At 35.2% G+C, this 26011-nt stretch carries 22 protein-coding genes; 17 read left to right on the top strand and 5 right to left on the bottom strand.

Annotated features, from left to right (window positions below; all coding sequences use genetic code 11):
* The first annotated feature begins 27 nt into the window (after positions 1-27).
* From QWY92_RS12830 to QWY92_RS12765, 15 genes are all read left to right on the top strand, one after another.
* Entirely contained in the window at positions 28-363 is a 336-nt protein-coding gene (locus QWY92_RS12830; RefSeq protein WP_290274089.1) for an arsenosugar biosynthesis-associated peroxidase-like protein, read from the top strand.
* Positions 364-548: 185 nt separating this feature from the next.
* Positions 549-1604: an arsenosugar biosynthesis radical SAM (seleno)protein ArsS gene (gene arsS, locus QWY92_RS12825; RefSeq protein ID WP_290271905.1), complete on the top strand. Its 1056-nt coding sequence runs from the start codon at positions 549-551 to the stop codon at positions 1602-1604.
* A gap of 2 nt (positions 1605-1606) precedes the next feature.
* Positions 1607-2290, top strand: a complete 684-nt coding sequence (locus QWY92_RS12820; RefSeq protein WP_290271902.1) for a TIGR04282 family arsenosugar biosynthesis glycosyltransferase — start codon at positions 1607-1609, stop codon at positions 2288-2290.
* Positions 2291-2347: 57 nt separating this feature from the next.
* Positions 2348-5539, top strand: a complete 3192-nt coding sequence (locus QWY92_RS12815; RefSeq protein WP_290271899.1) for a SusC/RagA family TonB-linked outer membrane protein — start codon at positions 2348-2350, stop codon at positions 5537-5539.
* A 29-nt stretch (positions 5540-5568) separates the two neighbouring features.
* Positions 5569-7011 carry a SusD/RagB family nutrient-binding outer membrane lipoprotein gene (locus QWY92_RS12810; RefSeq protein WP_290271895.1) on the top strand — a complete coding sequence of 481 codons (1443 nt, stop codon included), beginning with the start codon at positions 5569-5571 and terminating at the stop codon, positions 7009-7011.
* Positions 7012-7017: 6 nt separating this feature from the next.
* Entirely contained in the window at positions 7018-8361 is a 1344-nt protein-coding gene (locus QWY92_RS12805; RefSeq protein WP_290271893.1) for an SLC5/6 family protein, read from the top strand.
* On the top strand, positions 8337-9170 hold the full coding sequence (locus QWY92_RS12800; RefSeq protein ID WP_290271891.1) for a metallophosphoesterase family protein: 834 nt from the start codon (positions 8337-8339) through the stop codon (positions 9168-9170). The genes QWY92_RS12805 and QWY92_RS12800 overlap by 25 nt, the downstream gene beginning before the upstream one ends.
* Before the next feature lie 62 nt (positions 9171-9232).
* Positions 9233-9478 carry a hypothetical protein gene (locus QWY92_RS20435; RefSeq protein WP_336622098.1) on the top strand — a complete coding sequence of 82 codons (246 nt, stop codon included), beginning with the start codon at positions 9233-9235 and terminating at the stop codon, positions 9476-9478.
* Positions 9479-9484: 6 nt separating this feature from the next.
* Positions 9485-9727 carry a rhodanese-like domain-containing protein gene (locus tag QWY92_RS20430; RefSeq protein WP_336622104.1) on the top strand — a complete coding sequence of 81 codons (243 nt, stop codon included), beginning with the start codon at positions 9485-9487 and terminating at the stop codon, positions 9725-9727.
* Positions 9720-10346, top strand: coding sequence for a TIGR04282 family arsenosugar biosynthesis glycosyltransferase (locus QWY92_RS12790; protein ID WP_290271888.1), 627 nt, complete (start codon positions 9720-9722; stop codon positions 10344-10346). The genes QWY92_RS20430 and QWY92_RS12790 overlap by 8 nt, the downstream gene beginning before the upstream one ends.
* Positions 10343-11155 carry a purine-nucleoside phosphorylase gene (locus QWY92_RS12785; protein ID WP_290271884.1) on the top strand — a complete coding sequence of 271 codons (813 nt, stop codon included), beginning with the start codon at positions 10343-10345 and terminating at the stop codon, positions 11153-11155. Before QWY92_RS12790 ends, QWY92_RS12785 begins: the two co-directional genes overlap by 4 nt.
* A gap of 95 nt (positions 11156-11250) precedes the next feature.
* Positions 11251-12132 carry a sterol desaturase family protein gene (locus QWY92_RS12780; protein ID WP_290271882.1) on the top strand — a complete coding sequence of 294 codons (882 nt, stop codon included), beginning with the start codon at positions 11251-11253 and terminating at the stop codon, positions 12130-12132.
* Positions 12129-13040: a DUF547 domain-containing protein gene (locus tag QWY92_RS12775; RefSeq protein WP_290271881.1), complete on the top strand. Its 912-nt coding sequence runs from the start codon at positions 12129-12131 to the stop codon at positions 13038-13040. The genes QWY92_RS12780 and QWY92_RS12775 overlap by 4 nt, the downstream gene beginning before the upstream one ends.
* A complete protein-coding gene (locus QWY92_RS12770) occupies positions 13033-13737 on the top strand; it encodes a TIGR04283 family arsenosugar biosynthesis glycosyltransferase (RefSeq protein WP_290271879.1) in 705 nt (234 codons plus the stop codon). Before QWY92_RS12775 ends, QWY92_RS12770 begins: the two co-directional genes overlap by 8 nt.
* Before the next feature lie 200 nt (positions 13738-13937).
* Entirely contained in the window at positions 13938-15461 is a 1524-nt protein-coding gene (locus tag QWY92_RS12765; protein WP_290271876.1) for a carboxypeptidase-like regulatory domain-containing protein, read from the top strand.
* 11 nt (positions 15462-15472) lie between these two features.
* On the opposite strand, the gene QWY92_RS12760 is transcribed toward QWY92_RS12765, so the two are convergent.
* The gene (locus QWY92_RS12760) at positions 15473-16204 is read right to left on the bottom strand and encodes a metallophosphoesterase family protein (RefSeq protein ID WP_290271874.1); all 732 of its coding nucleotides are present in this window, start codon (positions 16202-16204) and stop codon (positions 15473-15475) included.
* Positions 16205-16401: 197 nt separating this feature from the next.
* Here QWY92_RS12760 and QWY92_RS12755 point away from each other — a divergent pair, with 197 nt between their 5' ends.
* Positions 16402-19854: a pyruvate carboxylase gene (locus tag QWY92_RS12755; RefSeq protein ID WP_290271871.1), complete on the top strand. Its 3453-nt coding sequence runs from the start codon at positions 16402-16404 to the stop codon at positions 19852-19854.
* Positions 19855-20364: 510 nt separating this feature from the next.
* Here QWY92_RS12755 and QWY92_RS12750 read toward each other — a convergent pair.
* The 4 genes from QWY92_RS12750 to QWY92_RS12735 form a co-directional block, all read right to left on the bottom strand.
* On the bottom strand, positions 20365-21624 hold the full coding sequence (locus QWY92_RS12750; protein ID WP_290271869.1) for a BamA/TamA family outer membrane protein: 1260 nt from the start codon (positions 21622-21624) through the stop codon (positions 20365-20367).
* Between the two features lie 32 nt (positions 21625-21656).
* Complete coding sequence (locus QWY92_RS12745) at positions 21657-22664, bottom strand: glycoside hydrolase family 113 (RefSeq protein WP_290271867.1); 1008 nt, start codon at positions 22662-22664, stop codon at positions 21657-21659.
* 39 nt (positions 22665-22703) lie between these two features.
* Entirely contained in the window at positions 22704-23621 is a 918-nt protein-coding gene (locus tag QWY92_RS12740; protein WP_290271865.1) for a hypothetical protein, read from the bottom strand.
* Positions 23622-23749: 128 nt separating this feature from the next.
* Positions 23750-24463, bottom strand: a complete 714-nt coding sequence (locus tag QWY92_RS12735) for a DUF547 domain-containing protein (RefSeq protein ID WP_290271863.1) — start codon at positions 24461-24463, stop codon at positions 23750-23752.
* 203 nt (positions 24464-24666) lie between these two features.
* On the opposite strand from QWY92_RS12735, the gene QWY92_RS12730 reads away from it, so the two are divergent.
* A complete protein-coding gene (locus QWY92_RS12730; RefSeq protein WP_290271862.1) occupies positions 24667-26010 on the top strand; it encodes an NAD(P)/FAD-dependent oxidoreductase in 1344 nt (447 codons plus the stop codon).
* Position 26011: the final 1 nt, after the last annotated feature.

Genomic DNA, 26011 nt, shown 5'->3' with positions numbered 1-26011 from the left:
ATTTCTATCTATAGAACACCAAACGCTATGCAGAAAACATATTACGACCCAGCCGATTTAAGAAAATTCGGAAAAATAACAGAATGGAGTAAAGAACTAGGCGAAAGTTTTTTTGAGTATTACGGCAAAGTTTTCGAAGAAGGCGCACTCACAGCACGCGAAAAATCACTTATCGCACTCGCCGTAGCCCACACCGAACAATGCCCATATTGCATCGACGCTTACACCAAAGACGGACTGCAACGCGGCGTAACTAAAGAAGAAATGATGGAAGCCATACACGTAGGCGCCGCCATAAAAAGTGGAGCAACCCTAGCACATGGCGTACAAATGATGAATAAAGTAAATAAATTAGACGGTTAAAATTTGAGCGTTACCCGAAAAGGGTCGGGCTTTCGACAGTCGCTTTTTTGTGTTGCATAGGTGCAACAACACAAAAAGAGCTCCAACAAAGCCTCAATCCCTAACGCACTCATCCGCCAAGAGCAGTTTTTAAATCAAAAAAAAATGTTCATCTAAATAAAATTTACCGTAGACCCTAAAAATTAATGGCAACAAAGTCTTTACAAAAACGCGAAAGCGACCTAGCAAATAGCAACAGGCAACTCGAACTTTTATCCAATGGAATTTTCCAAAACGGAGAATTACCAACCTTTAAAAGTAAAATTTCCGAAACCAATCAATTCCCTTTAAAAGCAAAAAAACTAGAAATTTTGCAAATCAACGTTGGCTACATGTGTAACCAAGTATGCGACCATTGCCATGTTGATGCTGGTCCAGACCGTAAGGAAATCATGACGCGCGACACCATGCGTGAATGTCTAGAAGTTATTAAAAACACCGGTGCCCACACCTTAGATTTAACAGGTGGTGCTCCTGAAATGAACCCCGATTTCCGATGGTTTGTAGAAGAAGCTGCCAAAGCAGGAATTAAAGATTTTATTGTACGCTCTAACCTTACCATAATTAGAGCCAATAAAAAATATTACGATTTACCTGAGTTTTTCAAAAAACACAACGTACATGTTATTAGCTCCATGCCACACTGGACGCGCGGAAAAACAGATAAGCAACGTGGCGATGGTGTTTTCGATAAATCCATTAGAGCTTTACAAGATTTAAACGCTATTGGATACGGTATGCCAGGCAGCGACTTACGTTTAGATTTAGTTTACAATCCGTCAGGCGCCTTTTTGCCTAGCGATCAAGCATCTATGGAAAAGGATTTCAAAAAAGGATTAAAAGAGGACTTCGACATCAACTTTCATAATTTATTTGCGATTACAAACCTACCAATTGCAAGATTTTTAGACTACCTTATCGCTTCAGAAAATTACGAAGATTATATGTATTCTTTAGTTGAAGTTTATAATCCTGCAGCGGTAAAAAACGTGATGTGTACCAATACGCTATCCATTAGTTGGGATGGTTATTTGTTTGATTGCGATTTTAACCAAATGCTTAATTTACCTGTAAATAGTAAAGCCAAACACATTTCTAAATATAATGAAAGTCTTCTCGAAGGACGAAACATAGTCATCTCTCAACATTGTTATGGCTGTACCGCAGGTGCTGGTAGTAGTTGCCAAGGTGTTGTAGCATAAATATGATATATAATAAAATAGCCTTATTAATTTTTGCAAATTCTGGACAGCAAGAGGTGCTTTCAAAATCCTTTTCTTCTAGTAATTTATTCGACGCTCTAAATGAGCGAACTTTAAAAATCGCAAAACAAACGGGCTTACCTTATTTTCATGTTAGCGAAAAACAACAAACGGGTGATAGTTTTGGCGAACGTTTTACAAATGCCATACAAATTATTTATACCAAAGGGTTTGACACTGTTATAACTATCGGGAACGATACACCACATTTAAAAAGCGCCCATATTTTAAAAACGGTTGATAAATTAAAAACATGCCCATTGGTTTTAGGTCCATCACGAGATGGTGGTTTTTATTTAATGGGCTTGAAAAAAAGCCATTTCAACAAAGCGCTTTTTTTAAGTTTACCTTGGCAAAGAGCCAACCTCAACAACTGCATATCAAAATTAATAATTTCAAATAAAACAGAAGTTTTATACCTAGAAGCTCTAACCGATATAGACAATTCATCGGATATAAAACATATTCTAGACAGCTTCAAAAGTCTTTCCACATCTCTCAAGTTTATTTTATTACAATATCTTGCCTTAGTTTCAAAGGCTATATTCCACTCTGCTATTATTTTCAGAATTCTTTATTTTCAAAGCCCCCACAACAAAGGCTCTCCCATACCACTTCATTTTTAAAAATTCCCTACCCTAGACCTTTCTGAAGTAAGGTTTATTCACTTTTTATTCCAATACATGAAGCATATTTTACTCTGCATGCTATGTACCTTCTTTGGTATTAGTCATGCTCAAACTACTATTTCCGGTCAAGTTAGCGATAACGCCACCAAACAACCTTTACCCTTTGTCAATATTACAACCAATAACACCGGCACCATTAGTGACGAAAATGGATATTACTCCATTGACGTACTATCATCTTCCAGCACATTAAAATTCTCTTATCTTGGTTACAAAACACAAACCATTGTTGTTGGTGAAAAAACCACAATAAACCCCAGCTTAATTGAAGACGCCGCTGCACTTAACGAAGTTGTAATTACCGCTTTGGGTGTAAAACGAGAAACAAAAGCACTTGGTTATGCCGTGCAAGCCATTACATCTAAAAATTTAACCGAAGTAAAAACGGTAAACTTTTTAGACAACCTACAAGGAAAGCTGGCCGGTGTTACGGTTACACAAGGCGCTACAGGCGTAGGCTCTTCATCAAAAATCACCATACGCGGCGAATCGTCTTTTTCAAATAACAATCCGCTTTTTGTGGTTGATGGTATTCCTATTAATAACGAAACCGTTTTTAATTTCACCAACGAAGCTGCTGCCGGTTTTCAAGAAATAGATTTTGGAAATGGCGCTATGGCAGTAAATCCGGACGATATAGAATCGGTTACCGTATTAAAAGGCGCTAATGCTGCTGCACTTTACGGAACACGAGCTGCAAACGGCGTTATTATTATAAAGACCAAGGATGGCGATGCTAAAAAAGGATTTAGCGTCAGTATTAATTCCTCCATTACTATAGACTCGGCATTTAAACTTCCCGAATTTCAAAATGAATATGGCCAAGGCCAATCGGGTGTGTTTGAATATAAAGACGGCCTTGGTGGTGGTATTAGTGATAACATCACCTATTCTTGGGGCCCGCGTTTGGATGTAGGGAATTTAATTCCGCAATTTGATAGTCCTGTGCAACTCCCTAATGGTACTTTTGTTCGTGGTGGAGATACCGCTTTATACAACAACCTACCTATTACGGCCACGCCTTTTAACTCCAATCCTGACAATTTAAAAGATTTTTATAATACCGGCGTAACCACAACAAATAACATTTCTATTTCTAACGGTTTTGACTCTGGGAATTACAGGTTATCATTTACCGACTTAAAAAGCGAATCAATAATTCCTGGGGTTAACTTAAACCGTCAAACCGTGGCTACGAAATTGAATTTCAGTCCATCGGAACGCACCGAAATAAGCAGTTCGATAAGTTATGTTAATTCGAGTAGTGACAACAGACCATCAAACGGTTATGGTAGCGAAAACGTAAATTATTCTTTAGTGGCTTGGGGGCCACGGTCTTTAAACACAAATAGTTTGAAAAATTATTGGCAACCTGGTTTGGAAGGTGTTCAGCAATACGCCTTCAACTATACCTTTTTTGATAACCCGAATTTTATTTTATTAGAAAACAGAAATGGGTTTGATCGCGATCGTATTTTCGGAAACATCGCCATACATCAAAAATTAACGGAACATTTTAGCGTATCCTTAAGAACAGGTATGGATTACAGTAGCGAGACGCGCCAGTTACTGAGAAATTTCAGCAGTAATCGTTTTCAAAACGGTGGTTATGCCGAACACGACGTGAGCTATCGAGAAGTAAATACCGACTTTTTACTGAACTACAATACCGCTATAAAAAACTTGACTATTGATGTTTCTGCTGGAGGAAACCGATTAAACCAAACGGCTTCAACCAAACAATCGCAAACGGTTAGTTTGGCGCAACCTGGTATTTTCAGTTTAAACAATGCGGCATCTCCAATAGAAGTGTTTCAGTTTGAAAGCAATAAACGTATTAACTCCCTATACGGTATTACTAAACTGGGGTATAAAAATTATTTATATTTAGACCTTACCGCCAGAAACGATTGGTCTAGCGCACTTGCAACACCTTTTTCTGTAGATGGCGCATCGTTTTTTTACCCATCAGCCTCTGCGAGTTTTGTGTTGTCTAATGTTGTTCATTTCAACAAAGCCATCTCTTTTGCAAAATTACGTATGAGCATTGCCCAAGTAGGAAACGACACTAGCCCATACCAAACATCAGGTGCTTTTGTTTCTCAAACCACATTTAATGGAGAACCAACTTTTAGCAATCAGGATTTTATTCCGAATGCTAATTTAAAACCCGAACAAACGACCAGTTTTGAGGTTGGGGCCGATTTAAGATTCTTTAAAGACCGCTTAAATTTTGATATCACTTATTATAATTCAAACACTTCTGATCAAATTATTTCGCTTCCTATTGCCATTTCATCAGGATACAACCAACAGGTTATTAATGGTGGTACAGTAAACTCAAAAGGTATTGAAATGGTACTTGGCATTAAACCTATTAAAACTGAAAACTTTAAATGGAACACCACATTCAATTTTGCAGCAAATCGTGCTACTATTAAAGATTTACCGCAAAATGATGGACGGTTAACACTCGCTTTTAGCCGTATTTACGATAGCGCAAATCAAACCGTTTGGTTTCAAGTTGAAGAAGGCGGACGCCTCGGTGATTTATACGGAACCGGATATTCTAAAAATGAAAATGGCGAATTTATCATTGATGATAACGGGCGCTATATTGCCGATAACACTTTAAAAAAATTAGGAAATTATAATCCGGATTTCACTTTAGGATGGAATAATAACTTCAGCCTAAAAAATTATACTTTAAGCTTTCTTTTCGACTGGAGACAAGGCGGTGAAGTGGTTTCTAGAACTAGCGCTTTAGGTAATGTTGGCGGTCAATTAGCCGAAACAGCTTATAGACCAGATGCTGGTATTATCGCGCAAGGCGTAAACCAAACTACAGGTTTACCTAATACCGTTGCCGTTACTGCCGAGAGTTACTACCGTCAATATTACGACAGAAATCACGAAGAAAATAACGTGTACGATGCTTCATTTTTAAAGCTTCGTCAATTTGCTATTGGTTATAATTTCAAAATTAAAGAAGGTGTTTTAGGCTTAAAAAATGGCGCTGACATCAACTTAGCTTTTACAGGAAATAATATTTTCGCCATTACCGAAAACCCACACTTCGATCCGGAACAAGTTGCTGTACAAGGGAACGGATTTGTAAGTGGTGTAGAAGATTTAAGTTATGCAACCACAAGAAGTTTCGGTTTTAAAGCCGGCATCAATTTTTAATTCTGAAACGTTTCTAGAACTATAACAACATGAAAAAAACAATATACTTATTAACTATTTTGAGTCTTTCTATAACGATGAGTTGCACGAAAGATTTTCAAAACATCAATACAAACCCCAACGCACCGGTTGCCGTGCAACCTAGCCTATTACTTCGTCAAGTGATTTACAATTTTGGCGAAGAAATGAGTTACGAAGGTTTTGTTGCTGGCGATTTACTAGCACAACACAGAACTGCTTTAGATTTCAATTTATTTGATAGACACGCTTTGAAATCGCCCCAATTAGGCGGTAACCCATGGCCAATATTCTACACCAATTTACGGGATAACGATATTATTTTAAATCAATCGCAAACCATTGAAGCTTACAAAGTTTACGAAGGCCCTGCGCTTATTTTAAAAGCATATATGGCGGCTGGCCTCACCGATTTATTTGGAGATGTTCCTTACTTTGAAGCCTTCAACGGCATAAATAATACCGTAACACCAAGCTATGACGACCAAGAAGCTATTTACTTAAATACGAATGGCATTTTAGACAACCTTGACAAAGGCATTGCAGCCATCAACAATTATAACGATGTGATTGTCTTGGAAGGTGATATTTTATTCAACGGTAATTTACAAAGTTGGATCAAGTTTGCCAATGCTTTAAAAATTAAACACCTGTTAAGAATTTCTGATAAAATAGACGTTTCTGAAGCATTACAAACCATATTTAATTCTGGCGATTATATTAAAACAAATTCTGAAAATGCCGTTTTCAATTTCACAAACTCTGACCCTAACAGTTTTAGACTTGCCCAGTTAAGAGTTGGCGATTTTAATAATTTTGTGCTTTCTGAAACGATGGAAGATATTTTAACCGACTTAAACGATCCACGAATAAGCACGTTATTCAAGCCTTTTTCCAACAGTACAACCAACGATTTTAATGGACTATTGAATGGTATTGATGCCAGTTCAACATCGGTAACATTGGCTGATTATTCTCTAGCAGGAACGGCATTTAGAGAAGACACCTCAACCCTAGATGCGAACTTTATAACAGCATGGGAAGTGCAATTGGCTTTAGCTGAAGCTGCTGAAAAAAAGTTAATAACTGCTGATGCGCAAACGCTTTATGAAACAGGCGTGGCTTTAGCTTTTGAATATTGGAAAACCGAGTTACCTCCAAATTACTTAACCGGAAAAGCCGCTTTTAATGCCAGCGATAAAACACCATTAGAGCAAATAATTACTCAAAAATGGATTGCCAATACAATTAATGGTTATGAAGGTTGGATTGAATACAACCGAACAGGGTTCCCTAAACTAAGAACAATTTCAGCAAGTTTAAACGATAATTTAATTCCTGTACGCTTGCCCTACCCAGCAGAAGAAGGAACTTTAAATGCCGAAAACTATTTAAAAGCAGCCGAAAAAACGAATAATAACAGTATAAATACGCCCGTTTGGTGGCATCAATAATATAATATGGATACAATTACAATGCAATGGCTATTAATTATAGCATCGAGTACAATTCTCTTTTTTCTATCACCCTACTCAAAAACTACAGATCAATTTTTCAAAGCTACCAAAAGTTCTAAAAAACCCAACACTTTAGTTTTAACTGGAAGTTTAATAATTTCATGGATATTTGCTAAAAGTATCACCAATGCCGCTAACCTCGGACTTAGCTATGGCATTGTTGGTGGCGTGGCTTATGCTGGTTATTACGTTTCTTTTGCCGTTGCAGGTATTATTCTTTACCAAATGCGAGTTAAAGGCGGTTTTGAAAGTGTACATCATTTTTTAACCTCTAAATTTGGAAAAGGTGCTATGGCCATCTTTTCAATTTTAATTGCATTTAGGCTCTTTAATGAAGTTTGGAGTAACACCATGGTTATTGGTAGTTATTTTGGTGCACAAGGCAGCGCACCCTATTATTGGTCTATTATTTTATTTACGTTACTCACCTTAGCTTATACCTTAAAAGGAGGTTTAAGCAGTTCTATTTTCACAGATGTGGTTCAAATGGGACTCTTTTCAATTTTACTCATTATTATTTTATATCATATTTTTTCTATTGACAACTTCACATCCGAAGACATTGCAACCTCTGGAACTTGGAGTTTCGAGCTCGGATTAAATCTACTTTTCGCAGCGGTAATTCAATCGTTTAGCTACCCGTTTCACGACCCCGTACTTACCGATAGAGCTTTTATTAGTTCGCCAAAAGTAACCCGTCGCAGTTTTTTAATTGCTAGTGTTTTAGGTGCTTGTTGTATTATATTTTTCAGTATTATTGGTGTTTATGCACAAACTCAAAACATGCAAGGCCAAGCCGCTGTTGAAGTTGGAAAAGCCTTTGGAGTCTTTATTTTATTGATTATAAACTTTATTATGATTACCTCGGCGGCATCGACGTTAGACTCAACTTTTTCATCTTTTTCAAAACTATTATCGGTAGATTTGAACTTAGGAAAAAATGTTACTTTCGGTCGTATCTCTATGGTTATAGTAGCTATTTTAGGTACGCTTCCCGTGTTTTTAAATGCTGAAATTTTATCGGCCACAACCATTTCTGGCACCATGGTTATTGGCTTAACGCCCGTATTTATTTTTTGGAATATGAAAGTTCCGAAGATAAGTTTCTACTTAAGTGTTATATGCGGACTCATTTTTGGCATCGTTTTAGTTTTTGATGCCTTTCCGAAGTCGCTTATTTTTACCTCTGGAAAATATGCCGATTTACTTTGGGTGAATTTCTGGGGCGTTTTAAGTTGTATCATTTTATATATTATTCCAAAATGGATAAAAAAACAGACTATTTAGGTCAAATTACAGGTAAAGTATTACTTTTCGGAGGTATTTATAGCAATCTTCAAGCTTTAGAAGCCCTTAAACAAGTGGCCGAAAAAGAAAATATTCTACCCGAAAACTGTATTTCTACAGGCGATCTATTTGGTTATTGTGCACAACCCGAAGAAACGGCACAATTATTTAAAATATGGAAAGCGAAAAGTATTGCGGGTAATGTTGAAAAACAACTAAATGATGGTGCCGAAAACTGTGGTTGTGATTTTAGAGCAGGTTCTCGTTGCGATGATTTTTCCCAGCAATGGTATCCTTTTGTCCAGAGTAAACTTTCAAAAAATTCGTTAGATTTCATAAAAACATTACCTGATCATATTACGTTTCATTATGCAGGCAAACAGGTTATGGTGGTGCATGGTTCTTATCAAAACATTTCAGAATTCATATTTAAATCAACACCTTGGGAATCTAAAGCGCCTAGTTTTTTAGACAATGCATTCGATGTTGTTATTGGCGGCCATTGCGGACTTCCTTTTCAGGATAAACAAGATGATAAATTATGGATAAATCCAGGTGTTATCGGCATGCCAGCCAACGATGGCACTCCAAGTGTTTGGTATGCTATTTTAGATGACACCAACGGTACGTTAAACGTAGAACACCACACGTTACATTACAACCATAAATTAACTAATAAACTGATGTTAAACGGAGTGCTTCCCGAAGAATACGCCCGAACTATTATCACTGGCATTTGGGATAACACCGAAATTTTACCAAACATAGAAAGTGGTTTACAAGGATTTGGTGTAAATTTGACCCCTTAATTAGTAAAACTATTTTTGATTAAAAATTGTAATTTTTCGATATTTAAGGAGACTAATTTCTTATGAAAAAGGCTTTTATTTTATGCTTATTACTTTACGGATCTTCTTTGTTTGCTCAAAAATCTATCGATAAACTTTTGAAGCAATACAACGATAATAGCGTTCCGTATATTTCGGTACAGGAATTAGCCATGCCGAAAACAAACGCTATTATTTTAGACTCAAGAGAGCTTAACGAATACGAAACAAGCCACTTAAAACAAGCTATTCATATTGGTTACAACCATTTTAAAATTGATAGTGTTTAAAAAAAAATACCGAATAAAGACACCCAAATTGTTGTGTACTGTTCACTCGGTATCCGATCAGAATCTATCGCAGACAGTTTAAAACAAGCCGGATACACACATGTCGAAAACTTGTATGGTGGTATTTTTGAATGGAAAAACAATAATTTTCCGGTTTACAATTCCGAAGAAAAAGAAACAGATAGCATTCACACCTTCAATAAAGCATGGAGTAAATGGCTTAAAAAAGGCATAAAAATTTATGAATAAAAATTTAATAATCGTTTTTGTAAAAAACATCGCATTAGGTAAAGTTAAAACTCGATTAGCCAAAACTATTGGTAATCAAGGAGCTTTTGATGTGTATAGCGAATTGGTAAAAGTGACTCAAACAGCCGTTCAAAATACCAAAACAGATAAACATATTTACTTTTCTGAAACAGTAGAAAGTAATACTTGGGAAAGCTATTTTAAAACCACTCAAAATGGTGAAGATTTAGGCCAACGCATGAAAAACGCTTTTATCGATGGATTCAACAAAGGTTACGAGCGTATTGTACTTATTGGCTCCGATTTGCCAGATATCGATGCTATTCATTTAGAAAGCGGACTAAAAGCTTTACAAACTAACAATGTGGTTTTTGGCCCTGCACTAGATGGCGGTTATTACCTCGTAGGATTATCAAAACTGAACACTGCCATTTTCGATAATAAACCATGGAGCCAACCTAATTTATTAGATACGACACTCCAAGAATTAGACGAAAACAATGTATCTTACACCTTGTTAGAACCGTTAAATGACATTGATACTTTTGAAGATTTAAAAGCCTCTGCATTTTACAAAAACAACACCAATTTACAACAACGAATTCAGCAATTACAATGATAAAATTTATAGAAGAAACCGTAGAATATTTAGTTGAAAAAGGATTTGACAAACCTGAAGTAGGAATTATTTTAGGAACAGGTTTAGGGCAACTTTTAAACGAAGTAACTATTTTAAAAGAAGTAAGCTACAACCACATACCAAACTTTCCAACGGCTACCGTTGAATTCCATAAAGGAAAACTTATTTATGGAGAATTGGAAGGTAAAAAGGTCATTGTAATGCAAGGACGCTTCCATTTATATGAAGGTTACACCTTGCAGGACGTAACATATCCTGTGCGTATTATGGAAAAGTTAGGCATTACTACCCTATTAGTTTCTAACGCGTCGGGGGCCATAAATCTTGATTTCAAAAAAGGTGAGCTTATGCTTATCGACGACCATATTAACCTCCAAGGAGGTTCTCCTCTAGCTTTTAAAGGCGTTGAACTTTTAGGCGAACGCTTTACAGATATGAGCGCACCTTACAATGCTGAAATAAACACAAAATTTAAAAGTATTGCTAAAGCAAACAACATTACACTTCACGAGGGTGTTTATGCGAGTGTGGTTGGGCCACAGTTAGAAACACGTGCCGAATACCGTATGTTAAAAACCCTTGGAGCAGATGCTGTTGGCATGAGCACCGTTCCTGAAATTATTGTTGCCAATCATCTCAATTTAAACGTTGCGGCAGTTTCTGTTTTAACCGATGAATGCGATCCAGAAAACTTGAAACCAGTTGATATTAGCGAAATAATCGCCATGGCAGAAAAAGCCGAACCAGAAATGATCATTCTATTTAAAGCACTTATTAAAACGCTTTAATTCAGAATTCAACACACCTATAAAACAGCAACAACCCGTTAGCTATTCTTTTAGATAACGCGTTGTTACCTTCATGTATTACTCAAATTTTCAACATGGAAAAATACCTAAACATCATAAAAAACGCTTATTCGGGTTACTGGAATTATCTTAAAAATGAGATCCTTTTTCAGAATAACTGGGATAATTATTTTTATGGACTTATAGCTATTTCTCTAATTGTTTGGGGTTTAGAAGTGGCTTTTCCTTGGCGAAAAAATCAATCTATTTTCCGTAAAGATTTTTGGTTAGATACGTTTTACATGTTTTTCAACTTCTTTCTTTTAAACCTCATTATTTTAATTGCGCTTTCTAATACTGCAGCCGAATTTTTAAATGATGCACTAAACACCATTGGCATATCATTACAAGATTTACAAGTATTTAATGCCGACGATTTACCAAAATGGTTGGGTTTAATTATTTTCTTTCTAGTTTCCGATTTTGTACAATGGAATACCCATCGTTTATTACATCACGTCCCTTTTCTTTGGAATTTTCATAAAGTACATCATTCAGTAAAAGAAATGGGCTTTGCCGCACACCTGCGTTACCACTGGATGGAGCCGGTAGTATACAAATCGATTCTATATATTCCGCTTGCGCTTATTGCCAATTACAGTGCGCAAGATGTGGCTATTGTTTACTTCTTCAGCATTGCGATCGGGCACTTAAACCACGCGAACTTAGGTTGGGATTACGGCATTTTAAAATACGTTTTCAATAACCCGAAAATGCACATTTGGCACCATGTAAAAACATTACCAAAACATGTAAGGCACGGCGTAAATTACGGACTAACATTAAGTATTTGGGATTACATTTTTAAAACCGATTATGTGCCGCACAACGGTAGAGATATTGAATTAGGTTTTGAAGATGATGATAAATTCCCAAAAGATTTTATAAGTCAAGAACTTTACCCATTAAAAAAATGAAAGTATTAACCTATTTAGTATGCATTGTTTTCATGACGTCTTGTGTGACAAAAAAAACATTTCACACTACAGATACACCACAATTTACTGAAATAAAAGAAGTGGCTTCAATTTCTTCGGAAACCGTTCAAGCTGAAGCTATTCAAACAGAAACAAAATATTTAAACACGGAAACCTTAGAAACGGCAAAATCTACAACAGGTACAAACGATACAACGGCTGTTTCAGAATTGAACCAAACACTTAGTAAACGCTTTTTAACCACGCACCAATTGTGGGACGAATTGCTTCAAAAACACGTTTCAGATGCTGGCCAAGTAAACTACAAAACCTTTAAATTAGATCATAAAAAGTTGCTTAGTTATATTGAAGTTTTAAATGTAACATACACTAATGAAGGTTTCAAAAACCTGTCAAAAACTGAAACCTTAGCCTTTTGGATAAACGCATACAATGCCATGACGGTAGATTTAATTCTTCGGAATTACCCCCTAAAAAGCATTAAAGACATCGATAAACCTTGGGAACAACGTCTTTGGAAACTTGACAAAAAATGGTTCAATTTAAGTGAGATTGAACATGAAATATTACGAAAAATGGACGAACCGCGTATTCATTTTGCTATTGTCTGCGCCTCTTTTTCTTGTCCGAAACTGCAAAACAAAGCCTTTACTTCCGAAAGTTTAGAAACGCAACTTACAGAAGCTACCAAAGAGTTTTTAAGCGACACGAATAGAAATAACATAAGCGAAAACCACATTGAAATTTCAAAAATATTTCAATGGTTTGCAAAAGATTTTAAGAAAGACGGCAGTTTAATCGATTTTCTAAACCAATACACAAGCGTAGACATTTCCGCGAAAGCGAAAAAAAGCTTTAAAGATTATAACTGGGACTTGAATGAGTAAAATTTCGATAATAATTCCTGTTTTAAATGAAGCTGAAACTATTGCAGATTTCTTATATCATCTGATAGATCATGCGGATTTAAGCAACATTTCGGAAATTATTGTGGTTGATGGTGGCAGTACAGACAATAGTATTAGCATTATAAAAAACTTAGGATTAAGCATAAAAATAATTACTTCGGAAAAGGGACGCGCCAAACAAATGAACGCCGGTGCTAAAGCTGCAAAAGGTGATGTGTTTTATTTTTTACATGCCGATTCTTTTCCGCCAAACCAATATGATTCTTTAATTTTAAACGAAGTAAATCAAGGTAATAACGCTGGTTGTTTTAAGATGAAATTCGACTCCAAACATTGGTGGTTAACTCTTGCAGGTTGGTTTACAAAATTTAATTGGAAAGTATGCAGAGGCGGCGATCAAAGTTTATTTGTTACAGCTTCTTTATTTGAAACTATTGGCGGTTATGATGAAAACTTCATAATTTATGAAGACAACGATTTTACCGAAAAACTATACGCCATAAATCAATTTGTAGTTATTCAAGAATGGCTAACCACCTCGGCACGTCACTACAACAACAAAGGTGTTGGCACATTACAATATCATTATTGGGTAATTCATACTAAAAAAAGATTGGGAGCTTCACCAAAGCAACTCAATCAATATTACGTAAAACACGTGCTTCAAAACGGTTGATTATAGTTGTGTTTTCTTCGTATTTCTTCATAATAAAGTAAAACTTAAACCACTACATTAGAATGCGTTCACTTCAATCTTAAAGAAATGATAAAGCACACTCCTATTTTGTTAAAAACTAATAAAATTGACTTAAAGAAAAACTAAATGTTACAAATAGTTCGCTGGTTCGTCTACTTTTAAACGAAACAATAGATTTTATGAAACATATTTACACCGCTTTTCTTTTTACCTTTCTTTCTTTTTTCGGGTTTTCGCAAGAATCTATACATGCTAAAATATTAGATTCGGTAACACAAAAACCGATTCCGTTTGCTACCATTTCTATAAATGATAACTCTGGGGTAATTAGTAACTCTAACGGTGATTTTCAAATTAATTTACGCGGAAAGTTCTCTAAAACAGATTCTTTAAAAATTAGATGTCTTGGTTATCAAACCAAACAATTTCTAGCTCAAAACTTTAAAGATAGTTTGGTTTTGATGCATACCGAATCTATAGAATTAGACGAGATTTTAGTTTCAAATAAAAATTATACGCCCGAGGAAATTATTGAAAAAGTAAAAGAAAACTTAGATAATAATTACGATCATAGTTTTGCTAAAAGCAAATTATTTTACCGCGCGTCATCTTTTCAAAATTTATTAAAACACGATGTTAAAATCAATAAATCCACTATTCCGGAATTTAACCAACAATTTACAGATAGTTTAATTGCTGCTATTCCGAAGCATGCCGATGATTACACCGAGATTTTAGCCAATTTATATACTACCCCAGATGAAGATGATAAGCAAAAAATAGATATTATTAAAGCCTCTCACCTATACGACAAAAGTAAAGAACTCAGTTTTGAAGGGTATGAAGAAAAATTAAATACCATTCTGAAAAAGCACGTAAAACGCGATTCTTATTTTAAAATAAAATCAGGTTTCTTTGGTACAAAAACAGAAATAGACTCCACGGCTTTTATTTCCGATTCAGAAAAAAAGGACGTTAAAAAAACAGAAGCTATGCTCGAAGAAGAACAGAAAAAAGAAGCCGAGCGTAAAAAAGATTTTGCAAATTACCGCAAATCGGCCATATCAAAACTTGAACACGACAGTTTTATTTTCGAAGACAGCGATTTAAACTTTTTAGAAAAAGAAAATCGATTTGATTTTATAGTCGAAGATTATACATTTTTAAACGATGAATTTGTTTATAAAATAAGTTTTACCCCAAAACGAAATGAAGATTTTAAAGGCATCCTTTACGTAAACACTGATGATTTCGCTATTATTAGAATAGATTATGAAAACGTAAAAATCCTTAAAAGTTTTAAATTATTAGGATTATCGCACACAAGAAACTTAAAAAAAGGAACACTTATCTATTCTAAAAACGACACCGAAAAATACACTTTAAAATATGCCGAATTAGAAGAAGGCAGCAAATTTGGCATTGATCGCCCTTTAACCATTATTGAAAAGAATAAACATGTTAAAGGCCGACGCAAACAAAACGAACTAGATTCTGACATACATTTTATAATGTCGATAAGACAAAAAAGTGAGCTAGTGATTTTTGAAAATGAACAAATATCAGAAACAGACTTTAACAACTTTGAAGAAAAACCAAACGTAGAGCCCGTGTATTTACCAAAATACGATCCGGAATTCTGGAAAGGTTACAATGTCATTGAACCCAATGCGGCCATAAAAGCGTTTAAAACTATAGAGTAACCTCCTAAGCTTTAATCTTTGTTGCGTCCCTTTTCATTCGGGTACAGGGTATACACAGCATCACTTTGCAAAAAGGTTTTGGTATTGATATCCATACCTGAGATTTTACCACGAAAAGCAGCGCCTGTATCTACATTCCAAATATTAACAGCGTTCATCGGTATGTCACAATCAAAGTTAGTTGTTGGTGTGTGCCCTATATAAACTTCGTGGTAATGCTTTAATCGATTTGGATAAAAATAAGATTCAGTATCTAAATTATTATCCATCGCTAAAGCCATTTCCCATAACGTTCTATCATAGTATAACGTTGGCAAATGCACTTCCTTTTCAACGCCATGCATAGATGTGAAGCCGGCGTGTAAAAACAAGCGGTTTTCAGCATCGATATGATACATTTTTAAGTTTTCAAAAAAGGTGATATGTTGTTGTTTTTCTTCATCAGAAATATTGTGATAACTCGCCATGGTTTCTTTACCACCATGCTGATACCAAGTCTTGTTTACTTCTCCCGTTTTCAACCACTCTTCACACCAAACATCATGATTTCCTCTAATGAAAACACAATTTATTTTTTCAGATAAATCCAATAAAAATGCAATAACTTGAGCCGACTCGCTCCAACCATCGACATAATCGCCCATAAAAATAAGATGATCTTCATCTTTTACTTCTAATTTATTTAATAACTGAATTAAAGCCTTTAATCCGCCATGAATATCTCCGATTGCAATGGTGCGCATATTTTATTTTTTTACAAATCTAATTTATTCTAAATCGTTTTAAAAATTAGCTCATTAAATTTATATTAAAACATTAAAAACAAGGCATTTTAATATGTTTTAAATAAGCTTAATAATAAAGATTTTTAATACATAATTTTTTCATATATTTAAAACCAATTAACTTTTTCACTATACAAACTAAACACCATATTACATTGAAAATTAAAAAAATACTTGTAGCCAACAGAGGAGAAATTGCGATTAGAATTTTCAGAGCCTGTACAGAAATCAGCATAAAAACAGTAGGTATTTACACTTTTGAAGACCGCTATTCCTTGCACCGATACAAGGCCGATGAATCATACCAAATTGGAGAAGATAACGAACCTTTAAAACCTTATTTAAATATTGATGCCATTATAAAAGTGGCAATTAAAAACGGGGCTGATGCCATACATCCCGGTTATGGTTTTTTATCAGAAAATGCTGATTTTGCACAAGCCTGTGAAGACAACGGCATTATTTTTATTGGCCCCAAAGTATCTGTTTTAAAAGCCCTTGGGGATAAAATTACAGCAAAAACGGTGGCTGTAGAAAATAACATTCCTATTATTCAAAGTAATACAAAACCGCTTACTGATATTGACGTAGCCATTTCCGAAGCTAAAATAATAGGGTACCCTATTATGCTTAAAGCTGCTTCTGGTGGTGGTGGCCGTGGTATGCGTGTAATTAGAAAAGAAGATGAACTAAAAGGTGCTTTTAACGAAAGTAAACGTGAAGCTTTAAATGCTTTTGGAGACGATACCGTTTTTTTAGAAAAATTTGTAGAAAACCCAAAACATATCGAAATTCAAATTGTAGCCGATAGCTTTGGTAATACGGTTCATTTATTTGAAAGAGATTGCTCGGTACAACGCCGATACCAAAAAGTAATTGAATTTGCACCGTCTTACGGTTTAAAAGATGAAACGAAACAAGCACTTTATGACTATGCCATTAAAATTTGCAAAGCCGTAGACTATAATAATATTGGTACGGTTGAGTTTTTGGTGGACGATGACGATTCTATTTACTTTATTGAAGTAAACCCGCGTGTACAGGTAGAACACACCGTTACCGAGGTTGTTACTAATATCGATTTAATTAAAACACAAATATTTATCGCTGGCGGTTACAAGCTAGCCGACGAACAAATAAAAATTCCGAACCAGGAATCGGTACAAATCAACGGTTACGCCTTGCAATGTAGAATTACTACGGAAGACCCACAAAACGATTTTAAGCCCGATTACGGCACCGTATCGGCTTACCGAAGTGCTTCTGGTTTTGGTATTCGCTTAGATGCAGGAAGTATCTATCAAGGTGCTACTATTTCGCCTTTTTTCGATTCCATGCTTGTAAAAGTTACAGCAAATAGTAGAACGTTGGATGGTGCTAGTAGAAAAATTCGTCGTGCTTTGGCCGAATTCAGAATTCGAGGTGTAAAAACAAACATGCCGTTTCTTGATAATATCTTAAAACACGATACCTTTAGACAAGGTAAAGTAACGGTGAATTTTATTAAATCTAATCCGGATTTATTCATTTTTAAAGCACCGAGAAATCGTGCCACAAAACTAATCACTTATTTAGGCGATGTTATTGTTAACGGAAATGCCGACGTAAAAAAAGTAGATCGTTCTAAAACCTTTATAAAACCTAAAGTTCCGAAGTTTGATGCGGATGCGCCATACACAGAAGGTACTAAGGATTTATTAACAAAACTAGGACCAGAAAAATTCTCGCAATGGTTAATGAATGAAAAGAAAGTTCATTTTACCGATACCACCATGCGTGATGCGCACCAAAGTTTGTTGGCCACACGCATGAGAACTTACGATATGATGAAAGTTGCGGAAGGCTATGCAAAAAACCATCCTGATATTTTTAGTATGGAAGTTTGGGGTGGTGCAACCTTCGATGTTTGCTTGCGTTTTTTACAAGAAAACCCTTGGGAACGTCTACGCATGCTTAGAAAAGCAATGCCTAATTTATTATTACAAATGCTTATTAGAGGTTCTAATGGCGTGGGATACAAAGCGTATTCCGATAATGTTATTGGTGAATTTGTAGAACAATCTTGGGAAAACGGCGTTGATGTTTTTAGAATTTTCGATTCGTTAAACTGGATGAAATCCTTAGGTCCGTGTATTGAACATGTACGCACACGAACTGGCGGTTTAGCCGAAGGTTCTATTTGTTACACCAACGATATTTTAAACCCCGAAAACACCAAATACAATTTAAAATACTACGTTAACCTAGCCAAAGAAATTGAAAACTCTGGCGCGCATATTTTAGGCGTTAAAGATATGGCTGGTTTACTAAAACCTTATGCCGCTTACGAGCTTATTTCAGCATTAAAATCAGAGCTTAATATTCCTATTCATTTGCATACGCACGATACCTCATCCATTCAATCGGCTACTTATTTAAAAGCTATTGAAGCCGGTGTAGATGTTGTAGATGTTGCACTTGGAGGCTTATCCGGTTTAACCGCTCAACCCAACTTCAATTCGATTGTCGAGATGATGAAGTTTCAAGATCGTGCGAGTACCATCAACATCGATTCTTTAAATGAATATTCAAATTATTGGGAAACCGTAAGAGAATATTATTATCCATTTGAATCGGGCCTAAAAGCCGGTTCGGGAGACGTTTTTAAGCACGAAATTCCTGGTGGACAATATTCAAACTTAAAACCACAAGCACGTGCTTTAGGTTTGGAAGATCGCTTTCATGAAATTACAAAAATGTACGGTGAAGTCAATACGCTTTTTGGAGATATTGTAAAAGTAACGCCAAGTTCTAAAGTAGTTGGCGATATGGCGCAATACCTCGTGAGCAACAATTTAACCATTCAAGATGTAAAGGAACGTGGTGACACGATTTCGTTTCCGCAGTCGGTAGTCGATTTATTCAAAGGTGAATTAGGACAACCTGTTGGTGGTTTTCCAGTGGCACTACAAAAATTAATTCTGAAAGGCCAAGAACCTTACACCGATAGACCAAATGCGCATATTCCGCCGCTGGATATCGATAAGGAATACAAGGCTTTCAAAAAAATATTTGAACACGATTTAAGTCGAACTATAGATTACACCGATTTCTTATCTTATCAGTTGTATCCAAAAGTATTTACCGATGCTTTCAATCAGCATTTAAAATATGACAACCTGATGAATTTACCGACCAAGAATTTCTTCTACGGTATGGAAATTGGAGAAGAAACTATTGTTGAATTAGACAAAGGAAAAACCCTACTAATTACTTTAGATTCTATAGGAAAAGCCAATGAAGACGGTATAGTAACCGTTTATTTTAAAGTGAACGGACAAGGCCGAAGTGTTGAAATTAAAGACACCTCTATTAAGGTGGATAAAGTTGAAAACATGAAAGTGGATAAAACCGATAGTAATGAAATTGGCGCACCATTACAAGGTATGCTTTCTACTATTTTGGTAAAGAAAGGTGAAAAAGTAACTAAAAATCAACCGTTATTTATAATTGAAGCCATGAAAATGGAAACCACCATTACAGCTGCAACCGATGCTACCGTTAAGAAAATTGTTTTAAAAACTGGATTTATGGTGAATTCGGAAGATTTAGTACTTATTTTAGAGTAAACACTAAATTATTCAATAAAAGATGCCCAAGTTAAGCTGTAAAAATAGAATACAGTTTAATTTGGGCATTTTATATTACTCTATTTAGTACGATTGAAACACACGTTTTTTAACATTAAAAACCTGTTTTAACTTTTGAAAAAAGTTTTCACTCCCATTTATTTGGCTGTTCGCTTTTGATGTTTCTCTTTCTACGCTTGAACTCTTTTCTTCATGTAATACTTGATTACAGTGGTAGGCTTGTGATATAAACATAATATTAAGATTTGGACTAATTGTTTTGCAATAATTCTACACGACAAAGGTATACTCCATGCCCGTTTCTCAAAACATTGAAATTGGCGTATTTATATGCTTAATTATCTGTTAATTTTCCATCATTTTGGGGTAAAATTAATGTGTTTTGAATATACAAGAATCTTTATACAGTCCCTAAAACACTGTGACTAACCAGTTATTTATGGCACAAAAGAACCTAAGTCATCAAAAGTAACAGCACACATTAAACCTCTAAAAATACTGTCCAATACCAAATACAAGACCTTTTGTAGCGCCTTTGGTAATCCCATAACCATAATCTATACGGAAGGTGGCATTGTATATTTTTTTATGCGTTAAGCGCAGTCCAACACCTGGATAAATTTTAATATTTTTTGTTTTACCAAAATCTGATAAGCGACCTCCAGCATTGCGCCAAGTTCCCGCATCTACAAAAGAATTCCCCTGTAAAATAAACCAATCTTTTTCTAGTAATGTATAACGATATTCGGTATTTAAAACAATAACCCCCGTTCCTCTATCAATAGTATTACCAACACCTCTAACATTCAAATTATTATCTACGGAAAACGGTGCAAACGGCGTATCATCATTATTAGCTAAACCTAACCGAAGTCTGTTGGCCCAATTGCCTTTTTCACCTACACGTTTAAAGTATAGAAAGTCATTCCAACCTATAAAAAACTCAGAAGATTCATGACTACTAGAGGTAACAAATTGAAAGTTAAACTGACTTTTAAACCCCGAAACATACTGATAGAAATAATCTAAATTATTGTATTCGTAAATCCCTTTTATCATCCATTTTGGGATTTTATATTGTTGTGGAACATCGGCACTTGTGGCGCCAGACTGGTATTTATATGCTTCTTCAAAAATATTAAATCCCAATTCTAACCTATTACTGAAGTTAAACTGATACAACCCTAAAACCTCAACAGATCTATTATTATACTTGTAATTAGCCGAAGTGTTATCGAAAAAGATAGGTTCTTGGGTTGTTAAATCCTGTAAATTCACAGCCAACCCTATGGTATTAGAAAATAAATAAGGTGCTCTAAAATTAATGGCGTAGCTATCAAAAATATCCCGTTGATAAAACCCGCCAAACGTGATGTTTCTTCCTAAGGCATTAAATTCGTAAAGCCCCAAACGGTATGCAAACTCGTCGTCGTCGGTAGTATAGATATTTACTGAAGGAATAAGTGTGAAATTTTCTTGAATTTTATAAACCACTTCAAAGTAGCCTTCTAAAGTTTTAGTAACTTCAAAATCGGCATGAGACACGGATGGTAACCGTTTTAAACTGATAATATCTTGAGCGATAACTAAAGAATCTAAGGCGTCACCAACCTCTATTAATGCTATCTTTTTTACGAAAGATTCTTTTAGTTTCTTGGCCCCTTCAATTTTAAATTCGGAAATTTTATTGCTTTGGGCAAAACCTTCAAAACCAATTATCAATAAAAAAATAAGTAATTGTTTTATCATATGGTATCAAAAGTTTTTATTAAAATTCCGTATTACTTATAGCGTCCGTAATGGGCTTTTACTAAGTTTTCAACCGGCTTATTTTGTGGTGTAAATCTCGAGTCACTTTCACCTCCAGATCTATCGTGATTGTGAAACCATTTCCAAATAAAACCGCCAGCAAACCACGCTTCATCCCAAAAGGTTTTAAACAGCGCTTCGGTTGTATTAGCTTGAGCTTCTAGGTTTACAGCATTCATATCTCGGTCGCTTCTCCAAGGCTCTTTTCCTGAATAATCTACACTTCGATAACCGAATTCAGTAAATAAAATAGGCTTATCGTATGTTTTAGACACCTCGTGAATCACCGGTTTATGCACTTCCCACTTCGTTAAACATTCGGCCACCGTTGGGGTTTTATTATCACTTACCGGAAAGTAAGCATCGACACCAATATAATCTAATTGATCCCAAAACGGCGTGCGTTTAAATTCGTCCCAATTGGCCGCATAGGTTAGTTTCCCTTTGTAAACCTTCTTAATTTCTAAAATAAGCTGACTCCAATACGCTGGTCGGTGTTCAATAAATTGTTCTAGTTCCGTACCAATACAAAAAATATCAGCATGTAGCGTTTCTGCTAAGTTAGCATATTCTAAAATAAACTTACTGTATGATATTTCTAGGAGTTTCCAATTGGCTTCAGTAGTCATTTTAATATGCCCTGTAAACGTGCCATGATTAATCCAAATTTGAGGTTTAACCATAATTTTAATGCCTTCTTTCTGTAGCTCAACACTATACTGTTTTGCGCCAGACTTTGTTTCTCCTAACCACTGTCTTTCGGTATTGTATTTAATTTCAGGATGATTTAAATCTCTAATAAATCCAAAAGGCATTACGGCTGCAAAATTGGCATTAACACGCACCACGGGCATCACGTTTTCTTTAGAAATAGGTTCGCGCGAAGCAACAAAACTGACTCCATTAATTTTTTTAGGTTGCGATGTACAAGATTGTACGATACAGCATAGTAACAAAAACAAGCATTTAGGTAGCTTCATCAATAAAATATATTTAAACGACTAATGTACTATTATTGATTAAAATAATGCTCTTAAACCAATGTTAAAAGTTTTTCCTAATCCAGTATCATTACCTCTAACGAAGCTCGTATAAAGGGTTTCTATATTTAGCACATTGGTTAATTGATACTTAACCCCACCACCCAAAGCGGTGTAATTTTGAGAAAAATTGTTTCCCGCATCGATTAATTGAGAATGTTGTACCAAGCCTAAAACCGTAAATTTAGTACTCGGGAAATAACTTAAAAATGCACCAGGCGTTAAACGGAAACTGTTGTTTGCGAAACTACCCCCTATTTGAGTTCCTGTTATATCCCTTTCTATTTCTTTACCAAAATTATATTCGGTATTTAGTTCTGAAAACAGTTGCCAATCGCCATTTGAAAAACTGAAATCGTAGAAAAAACGATTTTGAAATGTAAAGCCTTTTTGATCTAAAAACACACCATCTTCCACTTCATTATCTACTAATGGAATATGAAATGCCGTCTGAATTGTAAAATTACCAATTCCTTTTATAGGATTAAACTTTATGGCCGGCGCAAAAGATGTTAAACCAGAACGCGCTGTATTACGCTCACCATCAAATTTAAAAACATCGAGTGCATCGCGTCCTCCAATAACATTAGATCGAAACTCTAATAACAAACCCACATTTAATTTACTATTTGGCGAAACCCCGGTAAACACGTCTAAAGTAGAGGTAAAAAAGGTTTGTCTAGCAATGTCTCGTTTAGCGCCATTAGCACCAAATAAATCTTTAGTTTCGGTATATAAATTATTAAACCACTTGATATCCCATTGCCCCTCGCTCAATAATTTTGAAGGTGTATAGGTTTGAATATTACTTTTTTGGGTGTTCTCCACATCGGTTTGTTGTGCAAAACTTGAATATGATACGACTAGTAAAATAAGGATTGCTGTAATTTTCTTCATGTTTTAATATTTTTGGTTGGTTATTTTCATCGAGACAACATGTTTACTGAAGCTTCTTTTTCATCCTCATTTATAGGAATAAATATTTTAAGATTCCGCAGAACAAAGTATCAATCTTAAATTTTTATTTATTGTGCGTTAACTGCCCAATTGTAAGGAAAGTAACTTAATTTATAATTTGATGGAATAGGTTCTGTTCTGTAACTATTTATAAAATCGATTTCGGTAGTGCCTTTTTTAGTAAAATCCTCCTTATACCATTCCATAATTTGAGAGACTTCAATTTGATTTTTCTTTGTATTGATCTTCAAAAAAGAACCATTTAAAGCTATTTTGGTTTGTTTATCCATTTGTGCACTTAATGTTTTTGGCATATATGCTTTACTTATTAAGGGCGGGCAGCCTAAAGCGCCACAAACCAGCACAAAGTGAAATCTGGCATCGCCAAATTCGGCACGCAACACATTATTTTCTATATCATTAAGGGTTATTGTTTTTCCACCTAATTTATAAGTTGTTGTATCAAAAAAGCCTTTTTTATCTAAAGGTGATTTCATCGGGTGGTTATCTACAATACCTTTTATAACAGCCAAATTGTATGCATTTATCCAGAAAGCTTGGTAGGTCTGAGGATTTTCCTTGCTTACCACCATTTTTTCGGCTAACTTTAAAATCTCGTTAAGCGATTCTTGGTTGGCATTTATTTTTGAATAATTCACTTTTCCGTTGGAAACATTCAAACTAAAAAAAGCATTTGCTTTCGAAAAATAATTGGAAACATCTTGAGAAAATCCGTTAAAAGAGATTAAAGATAAAGCAATTATAAATATTCTATATTTCATGTTTGTAGGTTTTGATAAATACAAATTAACAATACCTCAGTCGCCTAATATGTAAGATAACTTACATTTATAAAAAAAATAAAAAGTTTGTACACCTTTATAATTCCTTACACAACAAGCTTCAATTTAAAATAATTCTAAATAAACAGATTACGTTAAGTTATTGAATTTAACACGACCTAGTATAACATAATTATCACACTATGGAACATATTGTCATTATAGGAAATGGAATTTCGGGTGTTACGGCAGCGCGACACATTAGAAAACTTTCGGACAAAAAAATAACGATTATTTCTGCTGAAACGGAGTACTTTTTCTCCAGAACAGCACTCATGTATGTATATATGGGACACATGAAGTTTGAACATACTCAACCCTATGAAAATTGGTTTTGGGAGAAAAACAGGATTTCATTAAAAAAAGGTTTTGTAAAAAGTATTAATCCCGAAAACAAGACCTTACATTTTACTGAGGGAGACACCATGATGTTTGATAAATTAATTATTGCCACAGGTAGCAAGCCTAACAAATTTGGTTGGCCAGGGCAAGATTTAGATGGTGTTATGGGTATGTACCATAAACAAGATTTAGAAAATCTAGAAAAATATGCGCCAGATAATAAAGTGTGTAAACGTGCTGTGATTGTTGGAGGCGGATTAATTGGTATTGAAATGGCCGAAATGCTACACTCACGCCATATTCCGGTAACGTTTTTAGTAAGAGAAAACAGTTTTTGGAATGGTGTATTACCTGAAGGTGAAAGCCAAATGATTAACCGTGAAATTTTAAGTAGCGGAATAGATTTACGCCTTTCTACCAACTTAAAAGAAATTGTTTCGGATGAAAATGGGCAGGTAAAATCAATTATTATTGACGAAACTGGAGAAGAAGTTCCGTGTAACGTAGTTGGATTAACTGCGGGAGTTTCACCAAATATAGATTTTTTAAGAGATTCTGGCATTGAAATAGGACGTGGTGTAAAAGTTAACCGCTTTTTAGAAACCAATTTTGATTATATATATGCCATTGGCGATTGTGCCGAACAGCATGAAGGCATTGACCAACGCCGCCCTATTGAGGCCGTTTGGTACACTGGCCGTATGATGGGCGAAACCTTAGCTCAAACTATTTGCGGAAATAAAACCGCATACAAACCAGGACATTGGTTTAACTCTGCCAAGTTTATCGATATAGAATACCAAACTTATGGTTGGGTTTGGGCACAAGCTAAAGACCATGAATCTCGTTTTTATTGGGAACACGAAGATGGTAAAAAATGTATTCATATTAATTACGATAAAACCACTCGAGAATTTATTGGTATTAACAACTTCGGAATACGCATGCGTCACGAATTTTTCGACAAGATTTTAAATGAAAAACGCACGGTAGATTATGTTTTAGAACATTTAGCCGATGCTAATTTCGATCCTGAATTTTACAAACTTCACGAAAAGGAAATCGTCGCGAAATTCAACCAAGAAAACAACACTAACATTCAATTAAAAAAGAAAAGCTGGAAACGTATTTTTAGCAAAGCATAAG

It is taken from the genome of Algibacter miyuki (genome assembly GCF_030409805.1).
Classification (GTDB): domain Bacteria; phylum Bacteroidota; class Bacteroidia; order Flavobacteriales; family Flavobacteriaceae; genus Algibacter; species Algibacter miyuki.
This window is presented reverse-complemented; position numbering and strand designations above follow the sequence as displayed.